Source organism: Asticcacaulis tiandongensis, from assembly GCF_006475605.1.
GTDB classification, from domain to species: Bacteria; Pseudomonadota; Alphaproteobacteria; order Caulobacterales; family Caulobacteraceae; genus Asticcacaulis; species Asticcacaulis tiandongensis.
In genome coordinates this window covers 538,575-561,667 of sequence record NZ_ML636837.1, presented here as the reverse complement: position 1 = coordinate 561,667, position 23,093 = coordinate 538,575, and the positions used below count along the sequence as shown (strand labels likewise).

23 protein-coding genes are annotated in these 23,093 nt (G+C 58.2%); 13 read left to right on the top strand and 10 right to left on the bottom strand.

Annotation, left to right across the window (positions count from 1 at the left end; translation table 11 throughout):
- Positions 1 to 152: 152 nt before the first annotated feature.
- From E5201_RS02580 to E5201_RS02560, 5 genes are all read left to right on the top strand, one after another.
- Entirely contained in the window at positions 153 to 815 is a 663-nt protein-coding gene (locus E5201_RS02580; protein ID WP_140984430.1) for a FliH/SctL family protein, read from the top strand.
- Between the two features lie 2 nt (positions 816 to 817).
- Positions 818 to 1,150 (top strand): flagellar motor switch protein FliN, encoded by a 333-nt coding sequence (gene fliN / locus E5201_RS02575; RefSeq protein ID WP_140984429.1) that lies wholly within the window; start codon positions 818 to 820, stop codon positions 1,148 to 1,150.
- A 17-nt stretch (positions 1,151 to 1,167) separates the two neighbouring features.
- The gene (gene flbD, locus E5201_RS02570; protein ID WP_140984428.1) at positions 1,168 to 2,538 is read left to right on the top strand and encodes a sigma-54-dependent transcriptional regulator FlbD; all 1,371 of its coding nucleotides are present in this window, start codon (positions 1,168 to 1,170) and stop codon (positions 2,536 to 2,538) included.
- Positions 2,539 to 2,712: 174 nt separating this feature from the next.
- A complete protein-coding gene (gene flhA / locus E5201_RS02565) occupies positions 2,713 to 4,806 on the top strand; it encodes a flagellar biosynthesis protein FlhA (RefSeq protein WP_140984427.1) in 2,094 nt (697 codons plus the stop codon).
- Positions 4,807 to 4,885: 79 nt separating this feature from the next.
- Positions 4,886 to 5,395 carry a DUF4282 domain-containing protein gene (locus tag E5201_RS02560; protein WP_140984426.1) on the top strand — a complete coding sequence of 170 codons (510 nt, stop codon included), beginning with the start codon at positions 4,886 to 4,888 and terminating at the stop codon, positions 5,393 to 5,395.
- 100 nt (positions 5,396 to 5,495) lie between these two features.
- Here the strand turns inward: E5201_RS02560 and E5201_RS02555 are convergent, their stop codons facing one another.
- From E5201_RS02555 to fliI, 3 genes are read right to left on the bottom strand one after another with little or no spacing between them, the layout of a single operon-like run.
- Entirely contained in the window at positions 5,496 to 6,554 is a 1,059-nt protein-coding gene (locus E5201_RS02555; RefSeq protein ID WP_140984425.1) for an endo-1,4-beta-xylanase, read from the bottom strand.
- A complete protein-coding gene (locus E5201_RS02550) occupies positions 6,551 to 6,964 on the bottom strand; it encodes a flagellar export protein FliJ (RefSeq protein ID WP_140984424.1) in 414 nt (137 codons plus the stop codon). The genes E5201_RS02555 and E5201_RS02550 overlap by 4 nt, the downstream gene beginning before the upstream one ends.
- The gene (gene fliI, locus E5201_RS02545; protein ID WP_140984423.1) at positions 6,964 to 8,322 is read right to left on the bottom strand and encodes a flagellar protein export ATPase FliI; all 1,359 of its coding nucleotides are present in this window, start codon (positions 8,320 to 8,322) and stop codon (positions 6,964 to 6,966) included. Before fliI ends, E5201_RS02550 begins: the two co-directional genes overlap by 1 nt.
- 246 nt (positions 8,323 to 8,568) lie before the next feature.
- Here fliI and E5201_RS02540 point away from each other — a divergent pair, with 246 nt between their 5' ends.
- Positions 8,569 to 8,976 (top strand): DUF7674 family protein, encoded by a 408-nt coding sequence (locus E5201_RS02540; RefSeq protein WP_219993531.1) that lies wholly within the window; start codon positions 8,569 to 8,571, stop codon positions 8,974 to 8,976.
- A 26-nt stretch (positions 8,977 to 9,002) separates the two neighbouring features.
- Here the strand turns inward: E5201_RS02540 and E5201_RS02535 are convergent, their stop codons facing one another.
- Complete coding sequence (locus E5201_RS02535) at positions 9,003 to 9,854, bottom strand: ThuA domain-containing protein (RefSeq protein WP_181404508.1); 852 nt, start codon at positions 9,852 to 9,854, stop codon at positions 9,003 to 9,005.
- A gap of 133 nt (positions 9,855 to 9,987) precedes the next feature.
- Here E5201_RS02535 and E5201_RS02530 point away from each other — a divergent pair, with 133 nt between their 5' ends.
- Positions 9,988 to 11,394: a rhamnogalacturonidase gene (locus tag E5201_RS02530; protein WP_140984420.1), complete on the top strand. Its 1,407-nt coding sequence runs from the start codon at positions 9,988 to 9,990 to the stop codon at positions 11,392 to 11,394.
- 290 nt (positions 11,395 to 11,684) lie between these two features.
- Here the strand turns inward: E5201_RS02530 and E5201_RS02525 are convergent, their stop codons facing one another.
- A complete protein-coding gene (locus E5201_RS02525) occupies positions 11,685 to 12,761 on the bottom strand; it encodes an enoyl-CoA hydratase/isomerase family protein (protein ID WP_246050358.1) in 1,077 nt (358 codons plus the stop codon).
- A gap of 93 nt (positions 12,762 to 12,854) precedes the next feature.
- Positions 12,855 to 13,328 (bottom strand): DUF4442 domain-containing protein, encoded by a 474-nt coding sequence (locus E5201_RS02520; RefSeq protein ID WP_140984419.1) that lies wholly within the window; start codon positions 13,326 to 13,328, stop codon positions 12,855 to 12,857.
- A gap of 149 nt (positions 13,329 to 13,477) precedes the next feature.
- On the opposite strand from E5201_RS02520, the gene E5201_RS02515 reads away from it, so the two are divergent.
- Both E5201_RS02515 and E5201_RS02510 read left to right on the top strand, forming a co-directional pair.
- Positions 13,478 to 14,341 (top strand): C40 family peptidase, encoded by an 864-nt coding sequence (locus E5201_RS02515; protein WP_140984418.1) that lies wholly within the window; start codon positions 13,478 to 13,480, stop codon positions 14,339 to 14,341.
- Positions 14,342 to 14,443: 102 nt separating this feature from the next.
- Positions 14,444 to 15,850: a serine hydrolase domain-containing protein gene (locus tag E5201_RS02510; RefSeq protein WP_140984417.1), complete on the top strand. Its 1,407-nt coding sequence runs from the start codon at positions 14,444 to 14,446 to the stop codon at positions 15,848 to 15,850.
- A 17-nt stretch (positions 15,851 to 15,867) separates the two neighbouring features.
- Here the strand turns inward: E5201_RS02510 and E5201_RS02505 are convergent, their stop codons facing one another.
- The 3 genes from E5201_RS02505 to E5201_RS02495 form a co-directional block, all read right to left on the bottom strand.
- The gene (locus tag E5201_RS02505; RefSeq protein WP_140984416.1) at positions 15,868 to 16,662 is read right to left on the bottom strand and encodes a hypothetical protein; all 795 of its coding nucleotides are present in this window, start codon (positions 16,660 to 16,662) and stop codon (positions 15,868 to 15,870) included.
- A 2-nt stretch (positions 16,663 to 16,664) separates the two neighbouring features.
- Positions 16,665 to 16,937: an HPr family phosphocarrier protein gene (locus tag E5201_RS02500; RefSeq protein WP_140984415.1), complete on the bottom strand. Its 273-nt coding sequence runs from the start codon at positions 16,935 to 16,937 to the stop codon at positions 16,665 to 16,667.
- Between the two features lie 66 nt (positions 16,938 to 17,003).
- Positions 17,004 to 18,410: a leucyl aminopeptidase family protein gene (locus tag E5201_RS02495; protein ID WP_140984414.1), complete on the bottom strand. Its 1,407-nt coding sequence runs from the start codon at positions 18,408 to 18,410 to the stop codon at positions 17,004 to 17,006.
- A gap of 126 nt (positions 18,411 to 18,536) precedes the next feature.
- On the opposite strand from E5201_RS02495, the gene E5201_RS02490 reads away from it, so the two are divergent.
- Both E5201_RS02490 and E5201_RS02485 read left to right on the top strand, forming a co-directional pair.
- Positions 18,537 to 19,331 (top strand): tetratricopeptide repeat protein, encoded by a 795-nt coding sequence (locus tag E5201_RS02490; RefSeq protein WP_140984413.1) that lies wholly within the window; start codon positions 18,537 to 18,539, stop codon positions 19,329 to 19,331.
- 188 nt (positions 19,332 to 19,519) lie between these two features.
- Positions 19,520 to 20,569 (top strand): ribonucleotide-diphosphate reductase subunit beta, encoded by a 1,050-nt coding sequence (locus E5201_RS02485; protein WP_140984412.1) that lies wholly within the window; start codon positions 19,520 to 19,522, stop codon positions 20,567 to 20,569.
- A gap of 227 nt (positions 20,570 to 20,796) precedes the next feature.
- On the opposite strand, the gene E5201_RS02480 is transcribed toward E5201_RS02485, so the two are convergent.
- The gene (locus E5201_RS02480) at positions 20,797 to 21,483 is read right to left on the bottom strand and encodes a c-type cytochrome (RefSeq protein WP_140984411.1); all 687 of its coding nucleotides are present in this window, start codon (positions 21,481 to 21,483) and stop codon (positions 20,797 to 20,799) included.
- A 311-nt stretch (positions 21,484 to 21,794) separates the two neighbouring features.
- Between E5201_RS02480 and E5201_RS02475 the strand changes: the two genes are divergently transcribed.
- Positions 21,795 to 22,664, top strand: coding sequence for a prephenate dehydratase (locus tag E5201_RS02475; protein WP_140984410.1), 870 nt, complete (start codon positions 21,795 to 21,797; stop codon positions 22,662 to 22,664).
- Positions 22,661 to 23,092 carry an acetyltransferase gene (locus tag E5201_RS02470; RefSeq protein WP_140984409.1) on the top strand — a complete coding sequence of 144 codons (432 nt, stop codon included), beginning with the start codon at positions 22,661 to 22,663 and terminating at the stop codon, positions 23,090 to 23,092. Before E5201_RS02475 ends, E5201_RS02470 begins: the two co-directional genes overlap by 4 nt.
- The last annotated feature ends 1 nt before the right edge of the window (position 23,093 follow it).

The following is a 23,093-nucleotide window of genomic DNA, read 5'->3' as shown; positions in this document are numbered from 1 at the left end:
ACCGACAGGGCGCAAGCGTGTGATTTTGTCGCCGTTCACTCCTCCCTGCCTCTGGCGGGGAGGGGGACCGCGCCGGTTCACCGGCGGGGTGGTGGGGTATCTTGCGATGCCTGCCAAGACCCATTGTCGGCTACACTTCAGGGAGACACCCTATGAGTGATGCCCCCAAATACAAGAAATTCGACTTCGGTACGGTCTATGACGAAGGCGGCCGCGTCACCTCTGCCCCGCCGCCACGCCCGAAAAAATACTTCACCCCCGAAGAAGTTGAGCAAATTCGCCAGCAGGCCTACACACAGGGCGAACTCTCAGCGCTGGCCGCTTCGCAGGCCTTACAGGCCGAGGCCGTTCAGGCGCTCGCCGATGCCGCCGGACAAGGCCTTGAGACCCTGCACAGCGTTCTGGCGCAGCATAAGGAAGAATGCGTTGAGCTGGCGCTGGTCTGTGCCCACAAGATTGCCTCACACGCGCTTGATCTGTTTCCTGACGCGGCCATCAAGGCGGCGCTTGCGGCACTGGGCGACGAAGTCTCCGGCAGTCCGCGCCTGATCGTTTCCGCCCAAAGCCCTGACGCCGCCCTGCAAAAGGCCGTGCGCGAAGCCGCCGCCCTGACCGGCTTTACCGGTGCCATTCAGTTCCGCGACCAGCCCCACGCCGCCAAAGGGGCCTTTGAAATCCAGTGGCCCGACGGACGGGCCGCCTACGACCCCTCGAAAGTCTATGAGGCCCTGCGCAGCGCCCTGAAAGAGGTTCTGCTGGCTGAGGCCTATCACAAGCAAAAGGCGATGGGGCAACCCCTCGCAAAAGGAGCCTGACCATGGCGAATGATCAATTTCAACTCGAAGAGTTCGGTGACGATCAGACCCTGCCGGTCGTTGCCGACGACGAAGGTGACAAAACCGCCGCCGATCTTGAGCCGGTGTTTGATGTGCCGGTCAATATTTCTGCGGTTCTCGGTCGCGCCTATATGTCGGTCTCGCAATTGCTGAAACTTGGTCAGGGCAGCGTGCTTGAACTGGATCGCAAGGTCGGTGAAGCCATTGATATCTATGTCAATAACCGGCTGGTGGCCCGTGGCGAAGTCGTGGTGGTCGATGAGCGCCTTGGGGTAACCATGACCGAAATCATCAAATCCGAAGATAATGTGTAAGGAAAGGAGGCCGTAAGATGAGACTTCTGGTTGTAGGACGTTTAAGCGGTCAGCTTTCCGCCGCTGTGAAAATAGCGATGGATACCGGCGCCAAGGTCGCCCATGTCGAAACTGTCGAACAGGCGACCGAGGCCCTGCGCAAAGGTCAGGGCGCGGATCTGTTGCTGGTCGATTATGAGCTCGACATTGCCGGTCTGATCGCCGCCAATGAGCGCGAACGTATCCACGTTCAGATCGTCGCCTGTGGCGTCAATCCCGATCCGCGCAAGGCGGCTCAGGCCATCAGCGCCGGGGCCAAGGAATTTATTCCTTTGCCGCCCGATGCCGAACTGATTGCCGCCGTGCTGGCCGCTGTATCTGATGATCAGCGCCCGCTGGTCACCAAGGATCCGGCCATGCAGGCGGTGCTGAAACTGGCCGATCAGGTCGCGGGTTCTGACGCTTCGGTGCTGATCACCGGCGAAAGCGGTGTCGGTAAGGAAGTCATTGCCCGATACCTGCACGAAAAATCAAAGCGCGCACAAAAGCCGTTTATCTCGGTCAACTGCGCCGCCATCCCTGACAATCTGCTGGAATCCGAGCTGTTCGGCCACGAAAAAGGGGCCTTTACCGGTGCCGCCGCACGACGCATCGGCAAGTTCGAGGAAGCTGACGGCGGCACATTGCTGCTCGATGAAATCTCGGAAATGGATGTGCGCCTGCAGGCCAAGCTGCTGCGCGCCCTTCAGGAACGCGTCATTGACCGCGTCGGCGGCGCAAAGCCTGTGCCAGTCAATATCCGCGTACTGGCCACCTCGAACCGCAATCTCGCCGGTGCCGTCAAGGAAGGTTCTTTCCGCGAAGATTTGCTGTATCGCCTGAACGTCATCAATCTGGCCCTGCCGCCCCTGCGGGAACGTCCGGCAGACATTCTCGCCCTGTCGGATTATTTCGCCAAAAAATATTCCGAAGCCAATGCCATCCCGCTCAAACCCATCTCGCTTGAGGCCAAACGCCGCCTTCAGGCCCATTCATGGCCGGGCAATGTGCGGGAACTGGAAAACGCCATGCACCGCGCCGTGCTGCTGTCTATGGGCGATGAGATTGACGCCGAGGCTATCCGTCTGCCGGACGGCCAGCCGCTCAATGCCACCGCCCCCATCGGCATGGACTATATCAACCGCGCCTCACAAGCCGCCGAAAGCGCCGCCCGCACCTTTGTTGGCTCAACGGTCGCTCAGGTCGAACAGACCCTGATCCTTGATACCCTAAGCCACTGCCTCGGCAACCGCACCCATGCGGCCAATATTCTCGGCATCTCGATCCGCACCTTGCGCAACAAGCTGAAGGAATATTCCGACGCCGGCATCGACGTGCCTGCCCCACAGTCCGGCACCCATGTCGCCTGAGATCAAACATAACATCCTCCCCTGCGAAGCGGGGGAGGTGTCGCAGCGAAGTCTGCGACGGAGGGGGCATAGCGGCGGTGGTTTTGCCTCCTGCGTCATGTCCGCTTGCGCTCCATACTCTACGCTAACGAAACTTATACTTTGCCCCCGCTTCGCAGGGGAGGATGCCCGGTAATGGCTGAAGCCACGGCGACATCAGGCGTAGCGCCCTTCAAGGCCGGTGAAATCTGGGGCTGGCTGAAGCGTACCGAGGTTTTACTCGCGGTCGGGATCATCCTGACCGTGGTGATGCTCATCGTACCCCTGCCGTCGATGCTGCTCGATATCCTTCTGGCGATATCGATCACCTCGTCTGTGCTTATCCTGATGACGGCGGTGCTGATCAAGAAACCGCTTGAGTTCTCGGCCTTCCCGACGGTTCTGTTGATTGCGACCCTGTTCCGGCTGGCGCTTAATCTCGCCTCGACGCGCCTTGTGCTAACACATGGCCACGAAGGCACTGACGCCGCCGGTCAGGTCATTCAGGCCTTCGGCCAGCTGATCATGCAGGGTAATTTTATTATCGGCGTGATCATCTTTGCCATTCTGGTGCTGGTGAACTTTGTCGTCATCACCAAGGGCTCCGGCCGTATCGCCGAAGTCTCGGCGCGCTTCAGCCTCGATTCCATGCCCGGCAAGCAGATGGCGATCGACGCCGACCTCAGTTCCGGCCTGATCGATCAGGAAGAAGCCAAACGCCGTCGCAAGGAGGTCGAACAGGAATCGAGCTTCTTCGGGGCCATGGACGGTGCCTCGAAATTCGTGCGCGGTGACGCCATTGCCGGTCTGATCATCACCGCCATCAATATTGTTGGCGGCATTCTGATCGGTATCCTCACCCACGGCCTGCCTGCCGGTGAAGCGGCCAGTGTCTATGTAGGCCTGACGGTTGGTGACGGTCTGGTAACGCAGATACCGGCCCTGATCATCTCTATCGCTGCCGGTTTCCTTGTCTCCAAGGCCGGTGTTGATGGGGCCGCCGATAAGGCGCTGGCGGCCCAGCTGTCGACCAATCCGGTGGTGCTCGGCATGGTGTCTGCCGCCTCGGGCGTTCTCGGGCTGGTGCCCGGCATGCCCCTGATACCGTTCGCCGCCATTTCTCTCGCGGCCGGTTTTATGGCCTGGAAGCAGGGGCGAAAACCGCCGCCGGTTGTCGAAGAAATCGTGCCGGTACAGACCGAGACCGAAGCCGAAGAAGAATCCATCGCCGCCAGTCTCGCCATAGACGAGGTCAAGATCGAACTGGGCCTCGGCCTTCTGACCCTGATCAACGACCTTGAGGCCCACCGCCTGACCGACCAGATCAAGGCCCTGCGCCGCACACTGGCGCAGGAATATGGCTTCGTCATGCCGTCGGTGCGCCTGATGGACAATATGCGCCTCAACTCTCAGGGCTACACTATACGCATCAAGGAGATGGAGGCCGGTGCCGGTGAGGTGCGTATCGGGCATCTGATGGCCATGGACCCCGCCGGTCGTCAGGTGGAACTGCCCGGTGAGCATATGAAAGAACCGGCCTTCGGCCTGCCAGCCACATGGATCGACAATGCCCTGCGCGAAGAAGCCACCTTCCTCGGTTACACCATTGTCGATCCGGCGACCGTCATCACCACCCACCTGACGGAAATCCTCAAGGACAATATGCCGGAGCTTCTGTCCTATGCCGATGTCTCAAAACTTCTGCGCGATGCCCCGACCGATCAGAAAAAACTGATCGAAGACCTGATCCCTTCTGTGGTGACGGTCGCCACCCTGCAACGCGTGCTACAGGCGCTTCTGAAAGAACGCGTCTCGATTCGCGACCTTCCGGCCATTCTCGAAGGTCTGGGCGAAGTCGCTCCGCACACCAAAAGCATTTCCCATATGGTCGAGCATGTGCGGGCGCGTCTGGCGCGGCAACTGTGCTGGCAGAACCGCGCCGAAGACGGCGCGCTGCCCATCGTAACCCTGTCAAATGACTGGGAAAATGCCTTTGCCGGATCGCTGGTTGGGGCGGGCGAAGAACGCCAGCTCAGTATGGCCCCGTCGCAGCTACAGGACTTCATTCGCGCCGTCCGCGATACGTTTGAGCGCGTATCTATGAACGGCGATGTGGCGGTGCTGCTGACCAGTCCGGGCGTGCGGCCCTATGTGCGCTCCATCGTAGAGCGTTTCAGAGGCAGCACCGTGGTCATGAGCCAGAACGAAATCCACCCCAAGGTTCGCCTGAGAACCGTAGGGCAGGTATAGGGCCTTATGTCTTTCGGGAAATTAGGTTATGAGTCGGCATAAATCATATCAGGCGGCAGAAGTTTAAGGGCAAGACCGTATGAACCGCGTAATCAACAAAGCCTTTGGCAAGAGCAAACCCAGAGACCTGTTTCTTGATCTTCTGACCTTTGACCGGCTGATGACGCGCCCGGTGATCCATATCATCTACTGGGCCGGTCTGGCGCTGATCACACTGGCCATGTTCGGCGTCGTCGGTGGTGCGGCAGGGATCGCCATTCGCGAAGAAACCCCGTGGGGCTTTTTCCTCGCCCTGCCGTTTCTGGTCGGTGGATCGCTGTTTATCCTGGCGGCGCTTTTGCTGTGGCGCTCGTTCTGTGAATTCTATGTCGCCATTTTCCGCATTGCCGAGGATCTGCGCTTTTTGCGCGTGACCACTGAACAGGCCGCTCAGGCTAAGGGTGTGCCCACAGATACGCATCCAGCCAGCGAATGGTCTGAACCGGCAACCACGCCTGTTGCCGATACACCCGCCACAGAAACCGCGACACAATCCGCTTCCGAAGACGTGCTTGAAAGCCCCTTCTATTCAACCCCACCACGCGGTTAAATTCATCCTTCATACCTCCCTGCCTTTGGCGGGGAGGGTGGCATTTGGCTTGAGCCAAATGACGGGTGGGGTATCTTGCATATCTTCCTGAAGAGCAGGCTCAGCCCCGGTCTTTTACCGCCTGCACAAGGGTCTGGCCCATCGGCTTAAGCCCCCCCAGATCGTCAAACAGCACAGGTTCATCCGACAAGGGCCTGGTCTTGCGGTTCATCCAGTTATCCTTGTCGCGTGCCGCCCAGATAGTGACACCGAACTGCTGCGCCTTGGGCAAGGCCAGAAAGCTGTCGATGATCTCTTCCATCAGCGCGCTTTGCTTCTTGCGATAACCGGCAAAATCCACCAGTCCCTTGGTGGCATCCCTCAGGCTGATATCAACTTCTGAAACATGGATTTTCAGCCCCGTCGCCGCTAGTTCCTGAATGGCCGTGCGGATAGCGCCCTTGGGCAGATCGGCTGAAATATGTGTCTGGGTGCCCAGCACATGCACAGGTACATTCTCTTTCTGCAAACGCTCAACCAACCTGAGGAAGGTCTTGCGCTTGGCGGGCGTATATTCAAGATTATAGTCGTTGAGAATAAGCTCACAGGCCGGATCGGCCCGATGCGCCGCGCGATAGGCGATATCGATATAGTGATCCCCCAGAACCTCCCGCCACAGGCAATCGCGTAAGGCCGAACCATCATTGAGGATCGGTTCATTGACCACATCCCAGGCGGGTAGGCCTTTGAAATGGGTCACAACATCGGTCACGTAGGCTTCATAAGCTTTCTGAAACGCCGCGCGATTACCTTTCAGCTTCTGAAAATAAGGGCCATCCTGCACATACCAGATCAGATTATGCCCAATCACCTGTTGCCGGTTTTGACGCGCAAAGCTCACCAGCCGATCCGGCGCATCGAATTTCAGCGACCCGTCGTCCTGAAGAATATATTCCATCTTCATTTCCCATTCCGGCGTCAGGCGGTCGAAATGGGTGGCAACAAGTGACTTCCACTGCGGGTCGTTAAGCTGCGCCGTCATGGCGCAAACCCCCAGCGGGAACGGTGTAATATCCTTAAGTGGTTTAACGGCAGCCGGATCGCCCTGCGCGGCCCCATCACAGGCCGTCATCAACGCAGCCCCTAAAGACGTGACCAGAGCCTTGCGGCGCGTAATCATCCAGCGCGTTTCATTCTTAGGGCCGCCTCATCCAGCGCCGCATTCTCACGCTTCAGTTCCGCCGCCATACGCTTCAGACGCGTGACCTCGGCGACATGCTCAAACTTCTTGAGGCCCTCAAAGGCGGTGCCCAGTTCGTCACGGATACCGGCTTCTTCGTGGGCAATCAGCTCAAGCTCGGACACAGCCTGTTCGCGGCGCATGACCCAGCCCTTGCGATAGGCCGGTATCTGGGCGGCCATAAACGGGTCTTCGTTGTTACGGGCGATTTCAAGGGCGAATTCGGCATCGAGCGTAGAAATACGCATCTCGACCTGCGTGCGCCGCGCCGCCACCTCTGCCAGACGTTTCTGCAAGGTCTCGACCTCATAGGTCGAAATACGCACCAGAGATTTAACCCATTTAGCCATCAGACGTCAGCCCCGTTATAATCCTCACCCGACCCGTTCAGAATGTGCGCCAAAATCGTAAACGACTCGTCAAGACTTGTGGCTTCTTCGGGGCTTTGGGTTAAAAACTGCTCAATATGCGGATTAAGCGCAATCGCCTGATCCACCAAGGGATCAGCACCGGTGCGATAGGCCCCGATGCGGATCAGTTCTTCCATATTGCTATAAGCTGACATCACCGCCCGTGCCGTGCGCACCACCTCGCGCTCCGGCGGCGTCTGACAGGCAGGCATGGTACGGCTGATGGATTTCAGTACATCAATGGCGGGAAAACGTCCGCGTTCCGCAATATTGCGGCTCATGACAATATGGCCATCGAGAATACCGCGCACGGCATCGGCAATCGGCTCATTATGATCATCACCATCGACCAGAACGGTAAACAGGCCGGTAATCGGCCCCGTCTGGGTGCCGTCTTCGCGCACAGGCCCCGGCCCTGCCCGTTCCAGCAATTTCGGCAGTTCGGCAAAGCAGGTCGGCGTATAGCCCTTGGTCGTCGGCGGTTCGCCCGTCGCCAGACCAATCTCGCGTTGGGCCATGGCAAAACGCGTCACCGAGTCCATCAGACACAGGACTTCCAGCCCCTGATCCCTGAGATATTCCGAAAGGGCCAGCGTCATATAGGCCGCCTGACGACGTTTCAGCGCTGGTTCGTCCGAGGTCGCCACCACGACAATGGCCCGCGAAATACCGGCCTCACCCAGGGTTTCCTCAACAAATTCACGCACCTCACGGCCGCGCTCACCGATCAGGCCAACGACCACCGCATCACAGGCCGCTTCACGCGCCAGCATGGACAACAGAACTGACTTACCCACACCGGAACCGGCAAACACCCCCAACCGCTGCCCGCGACAGCAGGTGGTAAAGACGTTCATCGCCCGAACCCCCAGATCGAGCCGCTCACCCACCCGCGCCCGCGAATGGGCTGGCGGCGGCGCGGCCTTCAGCATATAGCCGACCCCGCCTTTAGGCAGAGGCCCGCCCCCGTCGATCGGGTCACCAAAGGCGTCAATGATCCGCCCCATCCACCCCGTTGTCGGATAGACCTTGGCCCCTTCGTTCGAGATACGGATTTCCGCTCCCGGTGCCACGCCTTCGACGGGGCCAAACGGCATCATCAGGGCACGATCTTCGCGAAAACCCACCACCTCGACCGGCAGCGGGGCATCATGACGCCGCATGATCAGACAGCGCGATCCGACCTCCATGAAAGACATGCCGCCCTTGGCCTCAATCAGCAAACCATTGACCACCGCCACGCGTCCATAGACCTGTAGCGGGTCAATATTTCGCGCGGTGTTGAGAAGGTCTTGCATGGGGCCTGTCGTTCATAAAATATCGATCAGACCCTAGGCAATTATGGTTAACAAGCTGTTAGGGTTTAGGTTTTGATAGATATTGTTGGAAGGCCACTTACGAAACTATCGCAGAAAGCGGTGCTATTATCACCGGATCGGCCCTGTCTGCATTAGTTGGGCTATAGTTACTAGCGGAGGCATCCGAGTTGAATACGAAACATCTTAATGCTTATATGCCTTATGGCCGCAATAACGAGAACAAATATGTTTGACCCCATGCTATCTGCATGTCCGTCATTTGAACCTGAATGGCGGGCGTTTGTAGACATGTGGAGCGATGAGCCTGATTTACCTCTATATTTGGCTCTCAGTGATCTGGCTCAACATCTATTGGATAGACTAATCAAGGAAGACGTAGCAGATTTCAGTGCGGTTTTCTCTGTTATAGAGCAATGGCATACCAGCGGTGACGCCTACGTTCAGGAAGCCGCAACAATTGGCCTGCTAGAGGCGCTTCAACAAGGGTTGCAACACTTTGAGGCATCCCGAAGACTTGGAGATGCCCCAACCCCATCTTTCGAAACTTGGTTGCTACCGGTTTCTTTGGAATGGTGGGGGAAATTGCTCCGCTTTTGGTGTGGCGATACATTGGCACTTCGCGACAATGCCTGAAGGTATTATGATTTGCATTCTTCCCGCTATTCTTTCAACCCTACCGGCTGCAAGTAATCGGTTAGGTTTCCGGCTTCATCCAGCCCCCCAACTGCCCAGGCCACACCTCTGGCCACCAGATCGAGATAACGTGCATCGCGCATACTGTCTTCGTTATGCGCCAGAGTGGTGCTGAAAACGCGGGTACGCTTGGGGCCATAATAATGCAGCCAGGCAACGGCAAAGGTTTTATTACGCCAGTTTTCATCCGACATATCCGGCTGTGTCCCGACCATAAGCGGGATCACACCGAAATCGGTCAGGGTGTTATAAAGCTCCTCATCCGGCGTCGTCCACATCTCAAGCCCCTTGAGTACCGGCGCATTTGATACTTTCGACAGCACTATCGGCGCCTGAGGCCCGTGACCCGTCGATTGCATACCCGTAAACGCATACCATTTGGCATTGGGCGCGTCCTCGGCCACGGGTTTGCGCCAGTCCCCCCAGCGATAGGAGTGCATGGCGCAATGCAGGTTGACGGCGGGTATACCTTTGATGTGCGGCGCCAGAACCGTGTCTATAATCGCCTGATCGGTAATGCCTGCCGCACATTCATTATGGATCACCACATCATAGCCTTTGGCATAATCGGGATTGCCAAAAATCGGCAGGGCAGGCTTTTCCTTATCATCCTCAGGCGTGACGTCATAAAAGACGTGATCGATGGTCACATTAAGCCGCGCCTTAAGGCCCGCCTCAAGAATGTCGCGCTGCGCCGCATAGTCATGCCAGCCGCCACCGGAAACAATCAGCACACGCACCGGTGCCGTGTCGGCCAGCACCGGCGTAGTCAGGCCTATGGCTGCGGTCGCAAAGATAGCCAGAACGGTTTTCAGCATCGATCGTTTCCCTGTTGTTATTTTGCCTACGCCTATTCCTCGCATATTCACAGAAAGTCGCAAGGACGGTTTACCTGTCTGTCCGACGTGGCTATGGCTTGACCTATAAGATAAAAAAGGGACGATCCGCATTATGACCTATTCAGTAAAAGCGTACGGGGCTTCCGGTGAAGGCGCGCACCCCGACACCGATGCCATTAATGCCGCCATCATCGCCGCCCATCAGGCCGGAGGCGGTCAGGTCATCTTTCCTGCCGGACGCTACCTAAGCTTTTCCATCCGCCTGTTGTCCGGCGTCACCCTGCACCTTGAGGACGGCGCAGGACTGATAGCTGCCGACCCGGAAATACATGACGGGGCCTACGACATGTTCGAGGATAACCCGCACGATCTCTATCAGGACTTTGGCCACTCGCACTGGCGCAACAGCCTGATCTGGGCCGAAGACGCCGAACATATCGCCATTACCGGCGCGGGCGTGATTGACGGCTCGGCCATGACCCGCGAAGGCCCCGGCTCGCGCTGGAGCGCTCAGGCCGGTGAATTTCCCCTATCCATGCGCGGCCTGTCGGCGGAAGTCATGGCCGAACTTGTGCCGGAACTGGAGGCCATGCGCGGCCTCGGCAACAAGGCGATTGCCCTGAAACAATGCCGCCATGTAACCTTAAGCGATTTCACTATCAGAAACGGCGGACATTTCGCCCTTCTGGCCACCGGCGTCGAAGATATGTCCATCGAAAACCTGACGGTTGATACCAACCGCGACGGTCTGGATATCGACGGCTGCCGTCGCGTGACGATAACAGGCTGCCGCGTCAACACCCCCAATGACGACGCCATAGTTCTGAAATCGAGCTTCGCGCTGGGGCACCTCAATCCGTGCGAAGACATCACCATTACCGACTGCACCGTATCCGGTTACGACCTCGGCACCATGCTCGATGACACCAAAGGCCGCACGCAGGCACTGTCGCCCGATCAGGATCGCGTCACCGGACGCATCAAGATCGGCACCGAATCAAACGGTGATTTCCGGCGCATCCGCATCAGTAACTGCCACTTTGAACGCTCGCGCGGACTGGCGCTGGAAACCGTCGATGGCGGCACCATTGAAGACATAGAGGTCGAAAACCTCACCCTGACCGAAATCACCACCGCGCCGATATTCTTACGCATCGGCGCACGCCTCAGGGGGCCGGAAGGGACTAAGGTCGGTAACATCCGCAGGGTGCGCATCCGCAATCTGACAGCCACAGACATATTGCCGGATTACTGCGCGCTTTTGATGGGACAGCCCGAAAGCCCGATTGAAGATGTGACGCTGGACAATATCGACCTGACCTATCGCGGCGGCATCACCTCAGATCAGATCGCGCCCTTTACCGACGATTTGCCCCGCGCCTATCCGGAGCCGTCCATGTTCGGCATAACGCCCGCATGGGGCCTGTGGGCACGTCATGTCAAAAACCTGAGCCTGAACGACATAAGACTTAGGACCGACCAACCTGACGCCCGCGAAAAGATCATTATTGCCGGATAAAAAACACGCCTTCCTGACGGTAAACTAACCAGGGATGACGGATGAAACCGTCAGGAAGGCGCACCGGCCATGGGAAGGCGTACCGGCAAAGTTTCCTCCGCGTCCTTAGGGTAACGCGCAAGGGAGGCTGGATCATAAAAGTACAAGATTCGGCAAGCGGCGCAGCACGAAGTCGCGCGTCCGAAATAAGGTTTCTTCCCGTAGTCTCTATTTATTGTTAGCGCTAACATAGGGGCGCACAACCGATTCTGTCAAGCGCTATCTGGGTCGCACACGCTGCGTCTCAACGCCTAATCATAAAGCTCGACATCAAGCGGGGCGAACATCATGGCCACGGTCGCTTCCGGCACACAGCCTATGGATACCGGCGACCAGCGCGGGGACATATCCTTTTCCTCAAGCACCGCTCGCACGCCTTCGACAAAGTCATTGCTCAGGCACATCCGGCAGGCAATGCGATATTCCATGCGCATGACCTCCTCAAACCGCTGCATCTGTCGCCCCACGCGCAATTGCCGGTGCGTCACGGCCAGAGACAGAGGCGAACGGGTCGCCAGCACTTCGCCCTGATGCTGCGCCCAGTCGCTGTCCTCAAGCTTGAGCGCCAGCGCAATATCAGTCAGCGTCGGCTTGCCAAAAATACGATTGATCGCCTCGATATGTTCCGCATAGGACGGCGCACTAACGGGCCGGTCATAACGGGCCAGAATGTCTTCTATGGTTTCGGATGACGACTCACTTAAGGCCGCCTTCAGCGCCGGCAGATCCTTTGATGCCACATAATGGGTGGCAATGCCTGCCGCCTTGACATCGGCCCCCTTCAGGCGCTCCCCCGTCAGGGCCAGCCACATACCCAGTTCCCCTTTAAGGCGCGGCAGAAACCAGCCGCCCCCAATATCGGGAAACAAACCGATCCCTGTCTCAGGCATGGCAAACAGCGTATTTTCCGTGGCAATGCGATAGGCCCCGTGCACCGATATACCGACCCCGCCGCCCATGACGACCCCGTCCATAAAGGCGATCAGCGGCTTGCTGTAATATTTAAGCCGCGTATTCAGGCTGTACTCCGTGCGGAAGAAACGCCTCGCCGCCGCCGCATCCCCCAGACCACTGCGGGCCAGACGCGCACTTTCGGCCACGGCCCGAATATCCCCACCGGCACAGAAGCCGCGCGTCTCAGGCGCATGATCGATCATCACCAAGGCCACCCCATCATCCGCCTCCCAGCGCGACAGGGCATCCGAGAAGACCTGACACATGTTGGTCGTCAGGGCATGCAGCGCTTCGGGCCGGTTCAACCGGATTAGCCCTGCCCTGCCCGTCACCGCCGCCATAAGCGGTTTGTCCGCCGCCATAAGACCTGTCATCAGGCATCCTCCTTATGCTTTTTATTGCGCACAATAAAGTGCAGCATTTTTAGAAGTTAGCCATATAATTGGTTATTTTTAAATGAATAATTTTCAGCCGGTCGCACGGTCTCGCTTGCGTCGCACATAAAGGGTTTTATGCACTCTGGCGACCACCTCACCGGCATCATTAAGGACGTCAATCTCAAATTCAGGCTCAATCTTGTGGCTTTCGTCCGCCACCTTACGGATGCGCTCTATCTCTGCCTGAGGAATATGAAAATGCGCCGTCACCCGCCCGCGTCCGGGGCGCACAAACTCAATCCGCGCCGCCTTGTCCCAGACAATATAGTCCACCCCCAGATTCGTCATCAGTATGGCCATAAAGAACGGATCGCACATCATATAGAGTGATCCACCGAACTGCGTGCCAACCACATTGCGGTTCCACCAGCGCAACTTCATCTCGACATCTATACGCGTAAAATCAGGCGAAACCTTCGTCACCCTTATCCCCGCCCCGATCATCGGCGGGTAAAAATTAATCAGCCGGAACCTTGATGCGCGGTCTTTGGACAATAGTGCCATTACGCCCTCTTATTTACCGGCGCCATTAACCGGAAGTTCGTACCTTCGGTCTATGGTAGCAGTATAAGCCCTTATGTGTTAATGCTTTTTTCACATTCCTTAAGGGCAGCATAACGAATTTAGTGATGGTAGCCCAAGGCGGATTCTGAATGGCTCAGGACGATTTTCAAGGTTTCGATCCCCGTATGACGCCCTATAAGGACGGCAAGGCGGATCAGGCATTGCAGGGCCTTTTCCGGGCCAAAACCTTCGTTGTCGGCGATACACTCGGCTGTGCGCGCGCCGCGACGGCGATCCGTACCGGCCCGAACGATTCCGCCGAACAGGTTAATCAGCTTCTGTTTGGCGAACGCTTCCGCGTCATCGAAAAATCACGTGACTATGTCTGGGGTCAGGCCCTTCGCGACGGCTATGTCGGCTATGTGCGCGAAAGCGATCTGACGCAGGACTGGCGCGTACCGACGCATTTTGTGTCGACCTTACGCACCTATGTCTTCAGCCAGCCCAATCTGAAATCCGCCATTGTCACGGCCTTAAGCCTCAATGCCCTCGTCAGCGTCGATGAGACGGACGGCAAGTTTGCCCGCATCAATGATATGGGCTGGATCTATCTCGGCCACATCAGCGACTTCAGCCATTTCTCCGGCGACTATGTCACGGTGGCCGAAAGCTATCTCAACGCCCCCTACCAATGGGGCGGACGCGAAAGCGATGGCCTTGACTGCTCAGGTCTGGTGCAACAGGCCCTCTATGCCACCGGTCGCGCCTGCCCGCGTGATTCGGACATGCAGACCGCCCTTGGCCATGCCTTAGAGATCGGCCCCGACCTCAAAGGTCTTTATCGCGGCGATCTGGTATTCTGGAAGGGCCACGTCGCCATCATGGCTGACGAAGATCACATCGTGCACGCCAACGGCCACCACATGAAGACGGTGATCGAACCCCTGCGTGACGCGGTTGACCGCATTGCCGCCGCCGGTGTCGGCCAGCCTACCGCCTTCCGCCGTCTGTAAAAATACTTAGAGGCCCCTGACTGGCAATGCGCTGGCAATTCATTCGCCATTCATATTGAGCTATGACTAAATAGGGTCATAAACATAGCTCAGGGGCTTATTGTGACCTTTACCCATACACGGCGCGCCCACCTTACCGGCCTTATCGCAAGCCTTGGCGTCGGGGCCACCGGCGCTTCAGCATCCGCCACCTCACCGTTTGAGGGCACATGGACGGGCCTTCTGGAATCAGGCCGCACCCGCCTGACCGTGCGGCTGGTCGTTGCCGATGACCGGATCGATGTGATCAGCGTTGATCAGGGCGGTGCCGTTATCACGCCTGACGAGGTCACCCTCACAGCGGACCGTATCCGTCTTGTATCCAAGCGCATCAATGCCAGTTTCGACGGACACCTGACGCCGGATGGCTTTATCGATGGCACCTTCACGCAAGGACAGGTCTTCCATATGCGTCTGGCGCGCGGCATGGCCATCGTGCCGTCTTCGGCCTGGCGTCGCCTTACCCCGGAATCCCTTAATGCACACCGCATCGAAGCAAAAACACCTGCCATCGGCGCGGCGTGGGCAAGCCGCAACGGTTCAGACCTGATCGTGCGTGGTGCACGCTCCAGCGACGATGAAATCGCGGCGCAGCCTGAGGATCAATGGCACTGGGGTTCGATTACCAAGTCCATGACCGCCACCCTGTGCGCCCGTCTGGTTGAGGCAGGCGTCATCAAGTGGGACACCACGATTGGTCAGGTGCTCGATACACCCGACTTCAGCGTCCCTGAGGCCTATCGTGACGCCACGCTCCTGCATCTCCTGAGCCACCGCTCAGGTCTACAGCCCAATGTCAACGGCGTCGAATTCAGCCACGAACTTGACGACGCACGCAAAGAACGCCTGAGATTCGCCCGAACGGCACTGGCCTTTCCCCCCGCTGACGCTATCGGCAAACAGATGGTCTACAGCAATAACGGCTATGCGGTTGCCGGTGCCATGCTGGAAAAGCTGACCGGCACGTCATGGGAAACCCTGATCCAGACCGAAGTGTTCAAACCGCTGGGCATCAGACATGCCGGACAGGGCGCACCGGGCCGTAAAGGCCAGATCGACCAGCCACTGGGCCACACGGTTAAGGACGGCATACGCGTTCCCGATCCGGCAGGTGTGCCCGGCAGCGACAATGTCGTCGCCATTGGCCCGGCCGGACGCGTGCATATGCCATTAGCCGACATGATCACCTATCTGACGGCGCACCGCGACCAGCCCGCCAAATTCCTGAAGGCGCAAAACTGGGCCATGTTGCATATACCCCATTTCGGCGGCAACTATGCCTTAGGCTGGATGAAACGCGAAGACGGTGCCCTGTTCCATAACGGCTCAAACACCATGTGGTACGCAGAAGTTCTCATTGACCCGAATACCGGCGTCGTCTGCGCAGCTTGCGCCAATGACGCCGCACGTGACACCATGGGGGCCGTATCGGAGGTACTCATGTCCGCCTATGGCTCAGCCACCGCCTAAGCGGTGAGCGCAAACTCTTAAAACAGCTTGCGGCCTTCGACCTGCGGCAGGCAATAGCCCTGCTCGTAGTCCCCCGTATCGGTTTCCCCGTCGCGGTTTTGCGCCAGATAGGCCCCGTTACGCCGATCAAGCGTCACCTTGAGGCTCTTGCCCTTTTTTGTGCGCTGATTGAACAGCTCATAGAAATTGGCACTGATACGGATATTACAGCTGACCGTCTCGCACAGGGTCTCCTTGATCAGGCTTTCATGCCGTGGATCGGCAAACATTACCTTGAAGCGTGCACTGTCACCAAAGACCTCGGACGGTTTGACCTCAATAAAGAACGCGCCGTTTGTCACCACCCGATTGGCCGATATCACTTGCGTCTCACACTTAAGGTTCAGCACATCGCCTGAAACAAATGCCGGTGGCGCAGGGGGTGGCGGCAAAGGCTCAGATTCAAATGACCGCATTGGCGCGGGCAGCGGCCTCAATGCGTCCGGCGCTGTGATGGCTTCAGGCAGGTTATGCACCTTTGCCGGTGTCGGCAAGCTTGGCACCACCTTGTGTTCCATAGCCCCCGTCACCCCCGCCGGTGCCGACACAGCCCCCGGCAGAGTCTGATAAGGGATCGGCGCGTCCGGCAACTTCGGGGCCGGTTCCGCCTTTTTAACCGGCGCGACCCGCGCTCTGGGGCGCGGCTTGGCCGCAGCTACGGGTTTGGCGACGATTTCATCATATTCGGAACCGTCCTCGTCCTCGGCCATGGCCACAGGTGCGGAAACGGCCAGAAGCAGAACCATCAATCCACACCGCGCCCATTGCTTCATCTTCAGGACTCCTCACCGAAACGATCACCCACCAGCGTCACCAGCGCCTGAACCGCAGCCTCGGCCTGTTTGCCCTCGGCCTCAAGCTCAATTGACGTGCCTTTTGAAGCCGCCAGCATCAAAAGGCCCATGATCGACTGCGCATCGACGCGGCTGTCGTCCTTGATGACGGTCACCTGCGCATCATAAAGCGCGGCAGTTTTTACAAACTTGGCCGAGGCGCGGGCGTGCAGTCCCTTGTCGTTAATGATGTCGATTCGTGCCGTTATTGTCATGATACCCTGTAATATAGTCTTTTATATTAGCACCCTGTTAACGCTGTTGGCCGCTTCGCACAACGCCTACAGTTCGTCGATCAGACGATAAACGGCGCGGATCGCCTGCACCTCGGCCCCGACCGGCTTGCCCGACTGACTGCGCGGGTTCCAGGCATAGAGGTCGAAATGCACCCAGGCACCGGTTTTCGGCGCAAAGCGTTGCAGGAACAGCGCCGCCGTCACTGAGCCTGCCTGCGCCCAACCCGCTGCATCATTACGGATATCGGCAATGTCAGACTCCAGTGCCGCCGCATAGCCCGCCCACAGCGGCATACGCCACAAAGGATCGTGCACCTCTTCCGCCGCCTGCGTAAGACGCCGCGCCACGCTCTCGTCATCGGTATAGAAGGGCACCACCTCAGGCCCCAGCGCTATGCGCGCCGCACCGGTCAGGGTGGCAAAATCTATGGTAAGATCAGGCGTAAGCTCCGCCGCCCGCGTCAGGGCATCGGCCAGTATCAGCCGCCCCTCGGCATCGGTATTACCCACCTCGATCGAAACCCCGGCGCGTGAGCCAATCACATCACCCGGACGGAAGGCATCACCGGAAATAGCGTTTTCCACCGCACTGATCAGGACATGCAGCCTGACCCTGAGATTGGACGCCATGATCCATTGCGCCAGCCCGAGCACATGGGCCGCCCCGCCCATATCTTTTTTCATCAACCCCATACCGGCTCCGAGCTTGATATTCAGCCCGCCCGTATCAAAGGCCACCCCCTTACCCACCAGCACCACCACCGGCTTGGGTGCGGACGATATGTCTTCGACCGGCGGCTCCCAGTCGATCTCAATAAAGCGCGGGGCCCGATGCGCCTCTGCGGCCCGCCCCACAGCATGCACCGCCGGAAAATTCTCGGTCAGCAGTTCATCCCCGGTAATGACGGTAATCCGCGCCTGATGCGCGTCCGCCAGCTGACGCGCCGCTGCCTCGATCTCGGCAGGGCCCATGTCATTGGCAGGCGTATTGACCAGATCCCGCACCCACCTGTCCGCAGCGACCTCGATTTCAACCTCGGTACGCGCCTCATCCGTAAGGTCATGATCCGTCAGCCGCACGGCATCGGCAGTCACGGGCGACGCCTTATAACGATCAAAGCTATACCGCCCCTGCGCAAAGGCGACATGGATCGCGGCCCTCGCAAGCGACGCCTCCGCCTCAAGCGCCCACACGCCGTCCGGCAATTGCTTGGTCAGCGCCCGAAACAGCGCCGGACTATAGTCCTTTCGCGTCCCCAACCCGTACCAGGCCCTGAGCTGACCTGTGTCCCCGTCCGGCAGTACCACCAGCGACCGCGCCTTGGCCTTGAAACCCTGCGCCTTTAAAAACGCGGCTTCGACCGGCCCAAGCGCCGCAAAAGCTTGCTCCAGCCCTTCCTCAAAGACAGCGAAAACCTTGTGATCTGACGATGAGGCGTTTTGTGACAACATGAATGCGAACCTTCAACCGGTAATGCGAGCCTTAACCTTATGTTTAAGAGTATCAACCAAAACTTAAATTAACCATATGGCACGGGGTCAGAACGCCTCCGGTTTCTGTTTTTTCAGGGTTCCCCTATGCCTCGCCTGACGCTCCGCCCCTTGTGTTGTTTTGCCCTGCTCGCTCTTGCGCCGCTTCAGGTGCTGGCCCAAACGACAGCCCCCGCGCCTGCCGAAGCCCCGCGCATTGCTACGCCTGAAGAACGCGCCGCCGCCCTGCGCATGGAGCCATTGGCCCGCGCCGCTTTCTTTAACCGTGAATTTGACCGTAACCCCACTGATGCCGAGGCGGGGCTGGCCCTGTCCGACGCCCTGCGCGCACTCGGCCGCTATAACGAAGCTGCCGACGCCGCCCACAGGGTGCTTTTGTTCGCGCCGGATAATTACGACGCCCTCCTGAGCGCCGCCAAAGGCCATATCGGTGGCAATAACGGCTTCTATGGCATCGATTCCCTGCAACGGGCCACGGAACTGCGGCCCAAGGACTGGCGCGCCTGGTCGCTTTTGGGCGTCGCCCTTGATCAGGTGAAACGCAGTGACGAAGCGTGGGGCATGTGGGCCAAGGCCCTGACCCTGTCGCCCGACAACCCTGCTGTCCTGACCAATCAGGCCATGTTCCTGTCAACGCGCGGCGATCTGGCTCAGGCTGAGCAACTCCTGAGACGCGCCCTGACACAACCCGCCGCCACTATTCAGGTAAGGCAAAATCTGGCACTGGTGCTAGGCCTGCAAGGCAAGCTGCCCGAAGCCGAACGCCTGCTGCGTCAGGACCTGCCACCGGATATCGCCGACGCCAACCTTGTGTGGCTACAAACCGCCCTCAAGCCCGCGACCCCGCAAAACCGAACATGGGATAGCCTCGGCGGGGGATAGCTTAAACAGCGGATAGTTTCAGACTCTTATGGGCCTCAGCCGCACTATGTGCTATGTTCCGGTTAACGACTTTTTAAGACAACTCACAGGTTAAATTGTCGCACATTTAGCTAGTTCTTGCCGCGCAGACACAATATGTGGTGATATGAGCTAAAGTAACCTTGCCGTACGATTCGGGAATTTTCACCATGAGCCTTATCATCCCCTCTGCCCCCAGAGCCGGTCTTCTGACGCCCTCCGCGGCCTATAAGCCTTTCCGCTATCCGTGGGCTTTTGACTTCTGGCAAAAGCAGCAACAGGTTCACTGGCTCCCCGAAGAAGTGCCGCTGGGTGAGGACTGTAAGGACTGGGCCTCAAAGCTCAACGACAGCGAACGCAATCTTCTGACGCAGATTTTCCGCTTCTTCACCCAATCCGACATTGAGGTGCAGGACAACTACATGGAAAAATACGGTCGCGTCTTCAAACCGACCGAAATCAAGATGATGCTGGCCGCTTTCGGCAATATGGAAACCGTCCATATCGCCGCCTATGCGCTCCTGCTTGAAACCATTGGTATGCCCGAATCGGAATTTGGCGCGTTCATGGAATATGAAGCCATGCGCGACAAGCACGACTTCATGCAGAAATTCGGCGTCGATACCGATGCCGATATCTGCCGTACGCTTGCTATGTTCGGCGGCTTCACCGAAGGCCTGCAATTGTTTGCGTCTTTCGCCATGCTGATGAACTTCCCCCGCTTCAACAAGATGAAGGGCATGGGCCAGATCGTCTCATGGTCAGTGCGTGACGAAAGCCTGCACTGCGAAGGCATCATCAAGCTCTACCACGCCTTCAACAAGGAAACCGGTGCGGTCACCAAGGCGGTGGCCGACGATATCGTTGATTGCTGCAAGACCGTGGTCAGCCTTGAAGACAAGTTCATCGACCTGTCCTTTGAAATGGGGCCGGTCGAAGGTATGACGCCGGACGATATCAAGCAATATATCCGCTACATCGCCGACTGGCGTCTGCGCCAGCTGGAACTGCCCGAAGTGTTCGGCGTCAAGGAAAACCCGCTGCCCTGGCTTCAGGTGCTTCTGTCGGGTGTGGAACACGCCAACTTCTTCGAAGCCCGCGCCACGGAATATTCAAAGGCCGCCACCAAGGGTCAGTGGACCGGTCAGGAAGGCGTCTGGGATGCGTTTGACACGCTTCTAAAAAAGCGTACCGAAGCCACCAAGGGCATTAACGCCTAGACTGAACATAAGGGCCAAAACTAACATACTTCCCCATCTCTGATGGGGCCAAGGACTAACATACTTCCCCATCTCTGATGGGGAAGGTGGATTTGAGGTCTGAAAGACCTCAAAGACGGATGGGGATTCTTACTTTTTAAGCCGCCCACCTAACCCACGACGCACAGACAATAAGAAACCTCCGCCGGATAACCGACGGAGGTTTCTTATTTTAACTGACAAACCGCTTAGTTAGCCGGAGCCGGATCACCTGCAGGGGTCGTCGCCGGATTGGACGGCGGCGTCGATACCGGTGCAACGTCCGCAGCGCCTTCGGCAGGGGCATCAGCCGCAGGGGCCGCACCCGGCTGACGCGAAGCGTCCGGTGCCGGAATAGCGTAACCCGCAGAACCCTGCGCGTGCAGATAAGCGATCAGGTTGATCTTCTCATCCTTGTTCTTGATACCGGCAAAGGCCATCTTGGTGCCCTTGATGTGCTTGGATGGCGACGACAGGAAGCCATAAAGCTCATCATAGGTCCAGTTCGGTGCCTCGGCCTTATGAGCGACCATGGCGTCCGAATAGGCAAAGCCTGCATGTGCGGCCAAAGGACGACCCACAATGCCCCAAAGACCGGGGCCGGTCATGTCCGCACCACCCGACGCCACATTGTGGCACGAGACGCACTTGGCAAAGGCCTTTTGACCGGCAGCCTGATCAGCGGCCGGCAGAACCGTACCCCAATCGGGCAGAAGCTCAACCTCAGCCGTCGCGCCACCGCCAGCGGCCTCTTCGGGCACATCGACGAAATAGCCGGGCTTTTCAGGCGCGTCGGTGTGATAGAGCGCGTCAACGCCTACACGCACGCCTACGATCACCAGCGCCGCCGCAAGGCCAGCGCCGAAAATTTTGTTTAACTGAAGGTCTCCGCTCATGCCGCTCAGACGTCCTGACTCAATTTCGGTGGTGCGGCGAAACTTAAAGCGGATGGCGGCCCTGTCAACAGATAGGGTGACGTCACCACGCGGTTTTCGCCGCGAATTAAAGCTTTTATATGCGGCTCTCTGACACGTGCCCGCCAAAGACGCAAGGTCGTTTTCCGACCGAGACCCAAAATCCGGCTTAAAATCAGCCCCGCCGTGTCAAATCGTCACACCTGATCACCTGTGCAAAACCGCCCCGCACTTGAAAAAGCGGCAAAACTGGCGCATGCACGAAGCCGTTATATCAGTGACCGGAAACCCTCATGACGACGCCCGCCAGCCCAAACCCGAAAAAAATTGCCTATCAGGGTGAGGCCGGTGCCTTCAGTCATCAATCCTGCCGCCGCTGGTTCCCCGATTATGAGCCAACCCCCTTCCCGTCGTTCGAAGCCGCCTTTGACGCCATCGCCTCTGGGGAATGTGCGCTTGGTATGATTCCCGTAGAAAATGCGCTGGCCGGTCGGGTGGCCGATGTCCACCACCTCCTGCCGCATTCGGGCCTGAAGATCATTGGCGAACGTTTCCTGCCCATCGAAATGACCCTGATGGGCAATCCGGACAGCGAACTGGGCAACATCAAGGTGGCCTTTTCGCACACCATGGCTCTGATGCAGTGCCGCAAAACCCTGTCGGCCCTTGGTATCCGCTCTGAACAGTTTCACGACACCGCCGGTGCCGCGCGCGCCTTAAGCCAAAACCCTGACCCTGAACGCGCCGCCATTGCGCCGGAAATCGCCGCCGAGCTTTATGGCCTGAAAATCCTGCGCCGCAATCTTGAGGACGCGCATAACAACACCACGCGTTTTTTGGTGCTGACGACACAGGGCCATGACAATGAACCGGCCACCGACCACATGATGACCAGCTTCGTCTTTGCCGTGCGTAATATTCCCGCCGCCCTCTATAAGGCGCTGGGCGGTTTCGCCACCAACGGCATCAATATGGTGCGACTGGAATCCTACATCCGCGACGGCATTTTTGCCTCAAGCTTCTTCTATGCCGAAGTCACCGGCCAACCGTCCGATCCGGCCCTGAGACTGGCCTTTGAAGAACTGGCCTTCTTCGCCGACGAGGTCGAGATTCTGGGCGTCTATGCCGCTGATCCTTTCCGGCTGAACCAGATCGGCGCATGATCCATCTGCGCCTATCGACGCCTGCCGATATACACACTCTGGCCGACATCTGGCGACGCTCGGTCAAGGCGACACATCACTTTCTAGATGACACCGCCTTCACCGAAATCGAACAGCAGATGACCGAAGCCTATCTGCCTCAGGCCGAATTCTGGCTCGCCGAACGCGATGGCCGGATCTTAGGTTTCATGGGCCTGAGCGGTTCTCATATCGACAGCCTGTTCCTTGATCCAGAGGTGCGAGGACAAGGCACAGGCCGGAAACTGGTCGAACACGCCCTTGTCCTGGGCAGTGGCCTGAGCACCGATGTCAATGAACAGAACCCGGAGGCCACTGGCTTTTATCAACACATGGGGTTCCGCATCACAGGCCGTTCGGAAATGGACGATCAGGGTCGCCCGTTTCCCATCCTGCACCTGACGCGATAAA

Excerpts from the sequence above, each read along its gene's own strand:
- fliI (WP_140984423.1), bottom strand. The coding sequence starts at position 8,322 with ATGCAAGACCTTCTCAACACCGCGCGAAATATTGACCCGCTACAGGTC.
- E5201_RS02535 (WP_181404508.1), bottom strand. The coding sequence starts at position 9,854 with ATGCTGAAAACCGTTCTGGCTATCTTTGCGACCGCAGCCATAGGCCTG.
- E5201_RS02485 (WP_140984412.1), top strand. The coding sequence starts at position 19,520 with ATGAGCCTTATCATCCCCTCTGCCCCCAGAGCCGGTCTTCTGACGCCC.
- E5201_RS02550 (WP_140984424.1), bottom strand. The coding sequence starts at position 6,964 with ATGGCTAAATGGGTTAAATCTCTGGTGCGTATTTCGACCTATGAGGTC.
- E5201_RS02505 (WP_140984416.1), bottom strand. The coding sequence starts at position 16,662 with ATGAAGCAATGGGCGCGGTGTGGATTGATGGTTCTGCTTCTGGCCGTT.
- E5201_RS02490 (WP_140984413.1), top strand. The coding sequence starts at position 18,537 with ATGCCTCGCCTGACGCTCCGCCCCTTGTGTTGTTTTGCCCTGCTCGCT.
- E5201_RS02495 (WP_140984414.1), bottom strand. The coding sequence starts at position 18,410 with ATGTTGTCACAAAACGCCTCATCGTCAGATCACAAGGTTTTCGCTGTC.
- E5201_RS02580 (WP_140984430.1), top strand. The coding sequence starts at position 153 with ATGAGTGATGCCCCCAAATACAAGAAATTCGACTTCGGTACGGTCTAT.
- E5201_RS02515 (WP_140984418.1), top strand. The coding sequence starts at position 13,478 with ATGGCTCAGGACGATTTTCAAGGTTTCGATCCCCGTATGACGCCCTAT.
- E5201_RS02520 (WP_140984419.1), bottom strand. The coding sequence starts at position 13,328 with ATGGCACTATTGTCCAAAGACCGCGCATCAAGGTTCCGGCTGATTAAT.
- E5201_RS02475 (WP_140984410.1), top strand. The coding sequence starts at position 21,795 with ATGACGACGCCCGCCAGCCCAAACCCGAAAAAAATTGCCTATCAGGGT.
- E5201_RS02530 (WP_140984420.1), top strand. The coding sequence starts at position 9,988 with ATGACCTATTCAGTAAAAGCGTACGGGGCTTCCGGTGAAGGCGCGCAC.
- E5201_RS02540 (WP_219993531.1), top strand. The coding sequence starts at position 8,569 with ATGTTTGACCCCATGCTATCTGCATGTCCGTCATTTGAACCTGAATGG.
- E5201_RS02525 (WP_246050358.1), bottom strand. The coding sequence starts at position 12,761 with ATGACAGGTCTTATGGCGGCGGACAAACCGCTTATGGCGGCGGTGACG.
- E5201_RS02470 (WP_140984409.1), top strand. The coding sequence starts at position 22,661 with ATGATCCATCTGCGCCTATCGACGCCTGCCGATATACACACTCTGGCC.
- E5201_RS02560 (WP_140984426.1), top strand. The coding sequence starts at position 4,886 with ATGAACCGCGTAATCAACAAAGCCTTTGGCAAGAGCAAACCCAGAGAC.
- E5201_RS02555 (WP_140984425.1), bottom strand. The coding sequence starts at position 6,554 with ATGATTACGCGCCGCAAGGCTCTGGTCACGTCTTTAGGGGCTGCGTTG.
- fliN (WP_140984429.1), top strand. The coding sequence starts at position 818 with ATGGCGAATGATCAATTTCAACTCGAAGAGTTCGGTGACGATCAGACC.
- flhA (WP_140984427.1), top strand. The coding sequence starts at position 2,713 with ATGGCTGAAGCCACGGCGACATCAGGCGTAGCGCCCTTCAAGGCCGGT.
- flbD (WP_140984428.1), top strand. The coding sequence starts at position 1,168 with ATGAGACTTCTGGTTGTAGGACGTTTAAGCGGTCAGCTTTCCGCCGCT.
- E5201_RS02500 (WP_140984415.1), bottom strand. The coding sequence starts at position 16,937 with ATGACAATAACGGCACGAATCGACATCATTAACGACAAGGGACTGCAC.
- E5201_RS02480 (WP_140984411.1), bottom strand. The coding sequence starts at position 21,483 with ATGAGCGGAGACCTTCAGTTAAACAAAATTTTCGGCGCTGGCCTTGCG.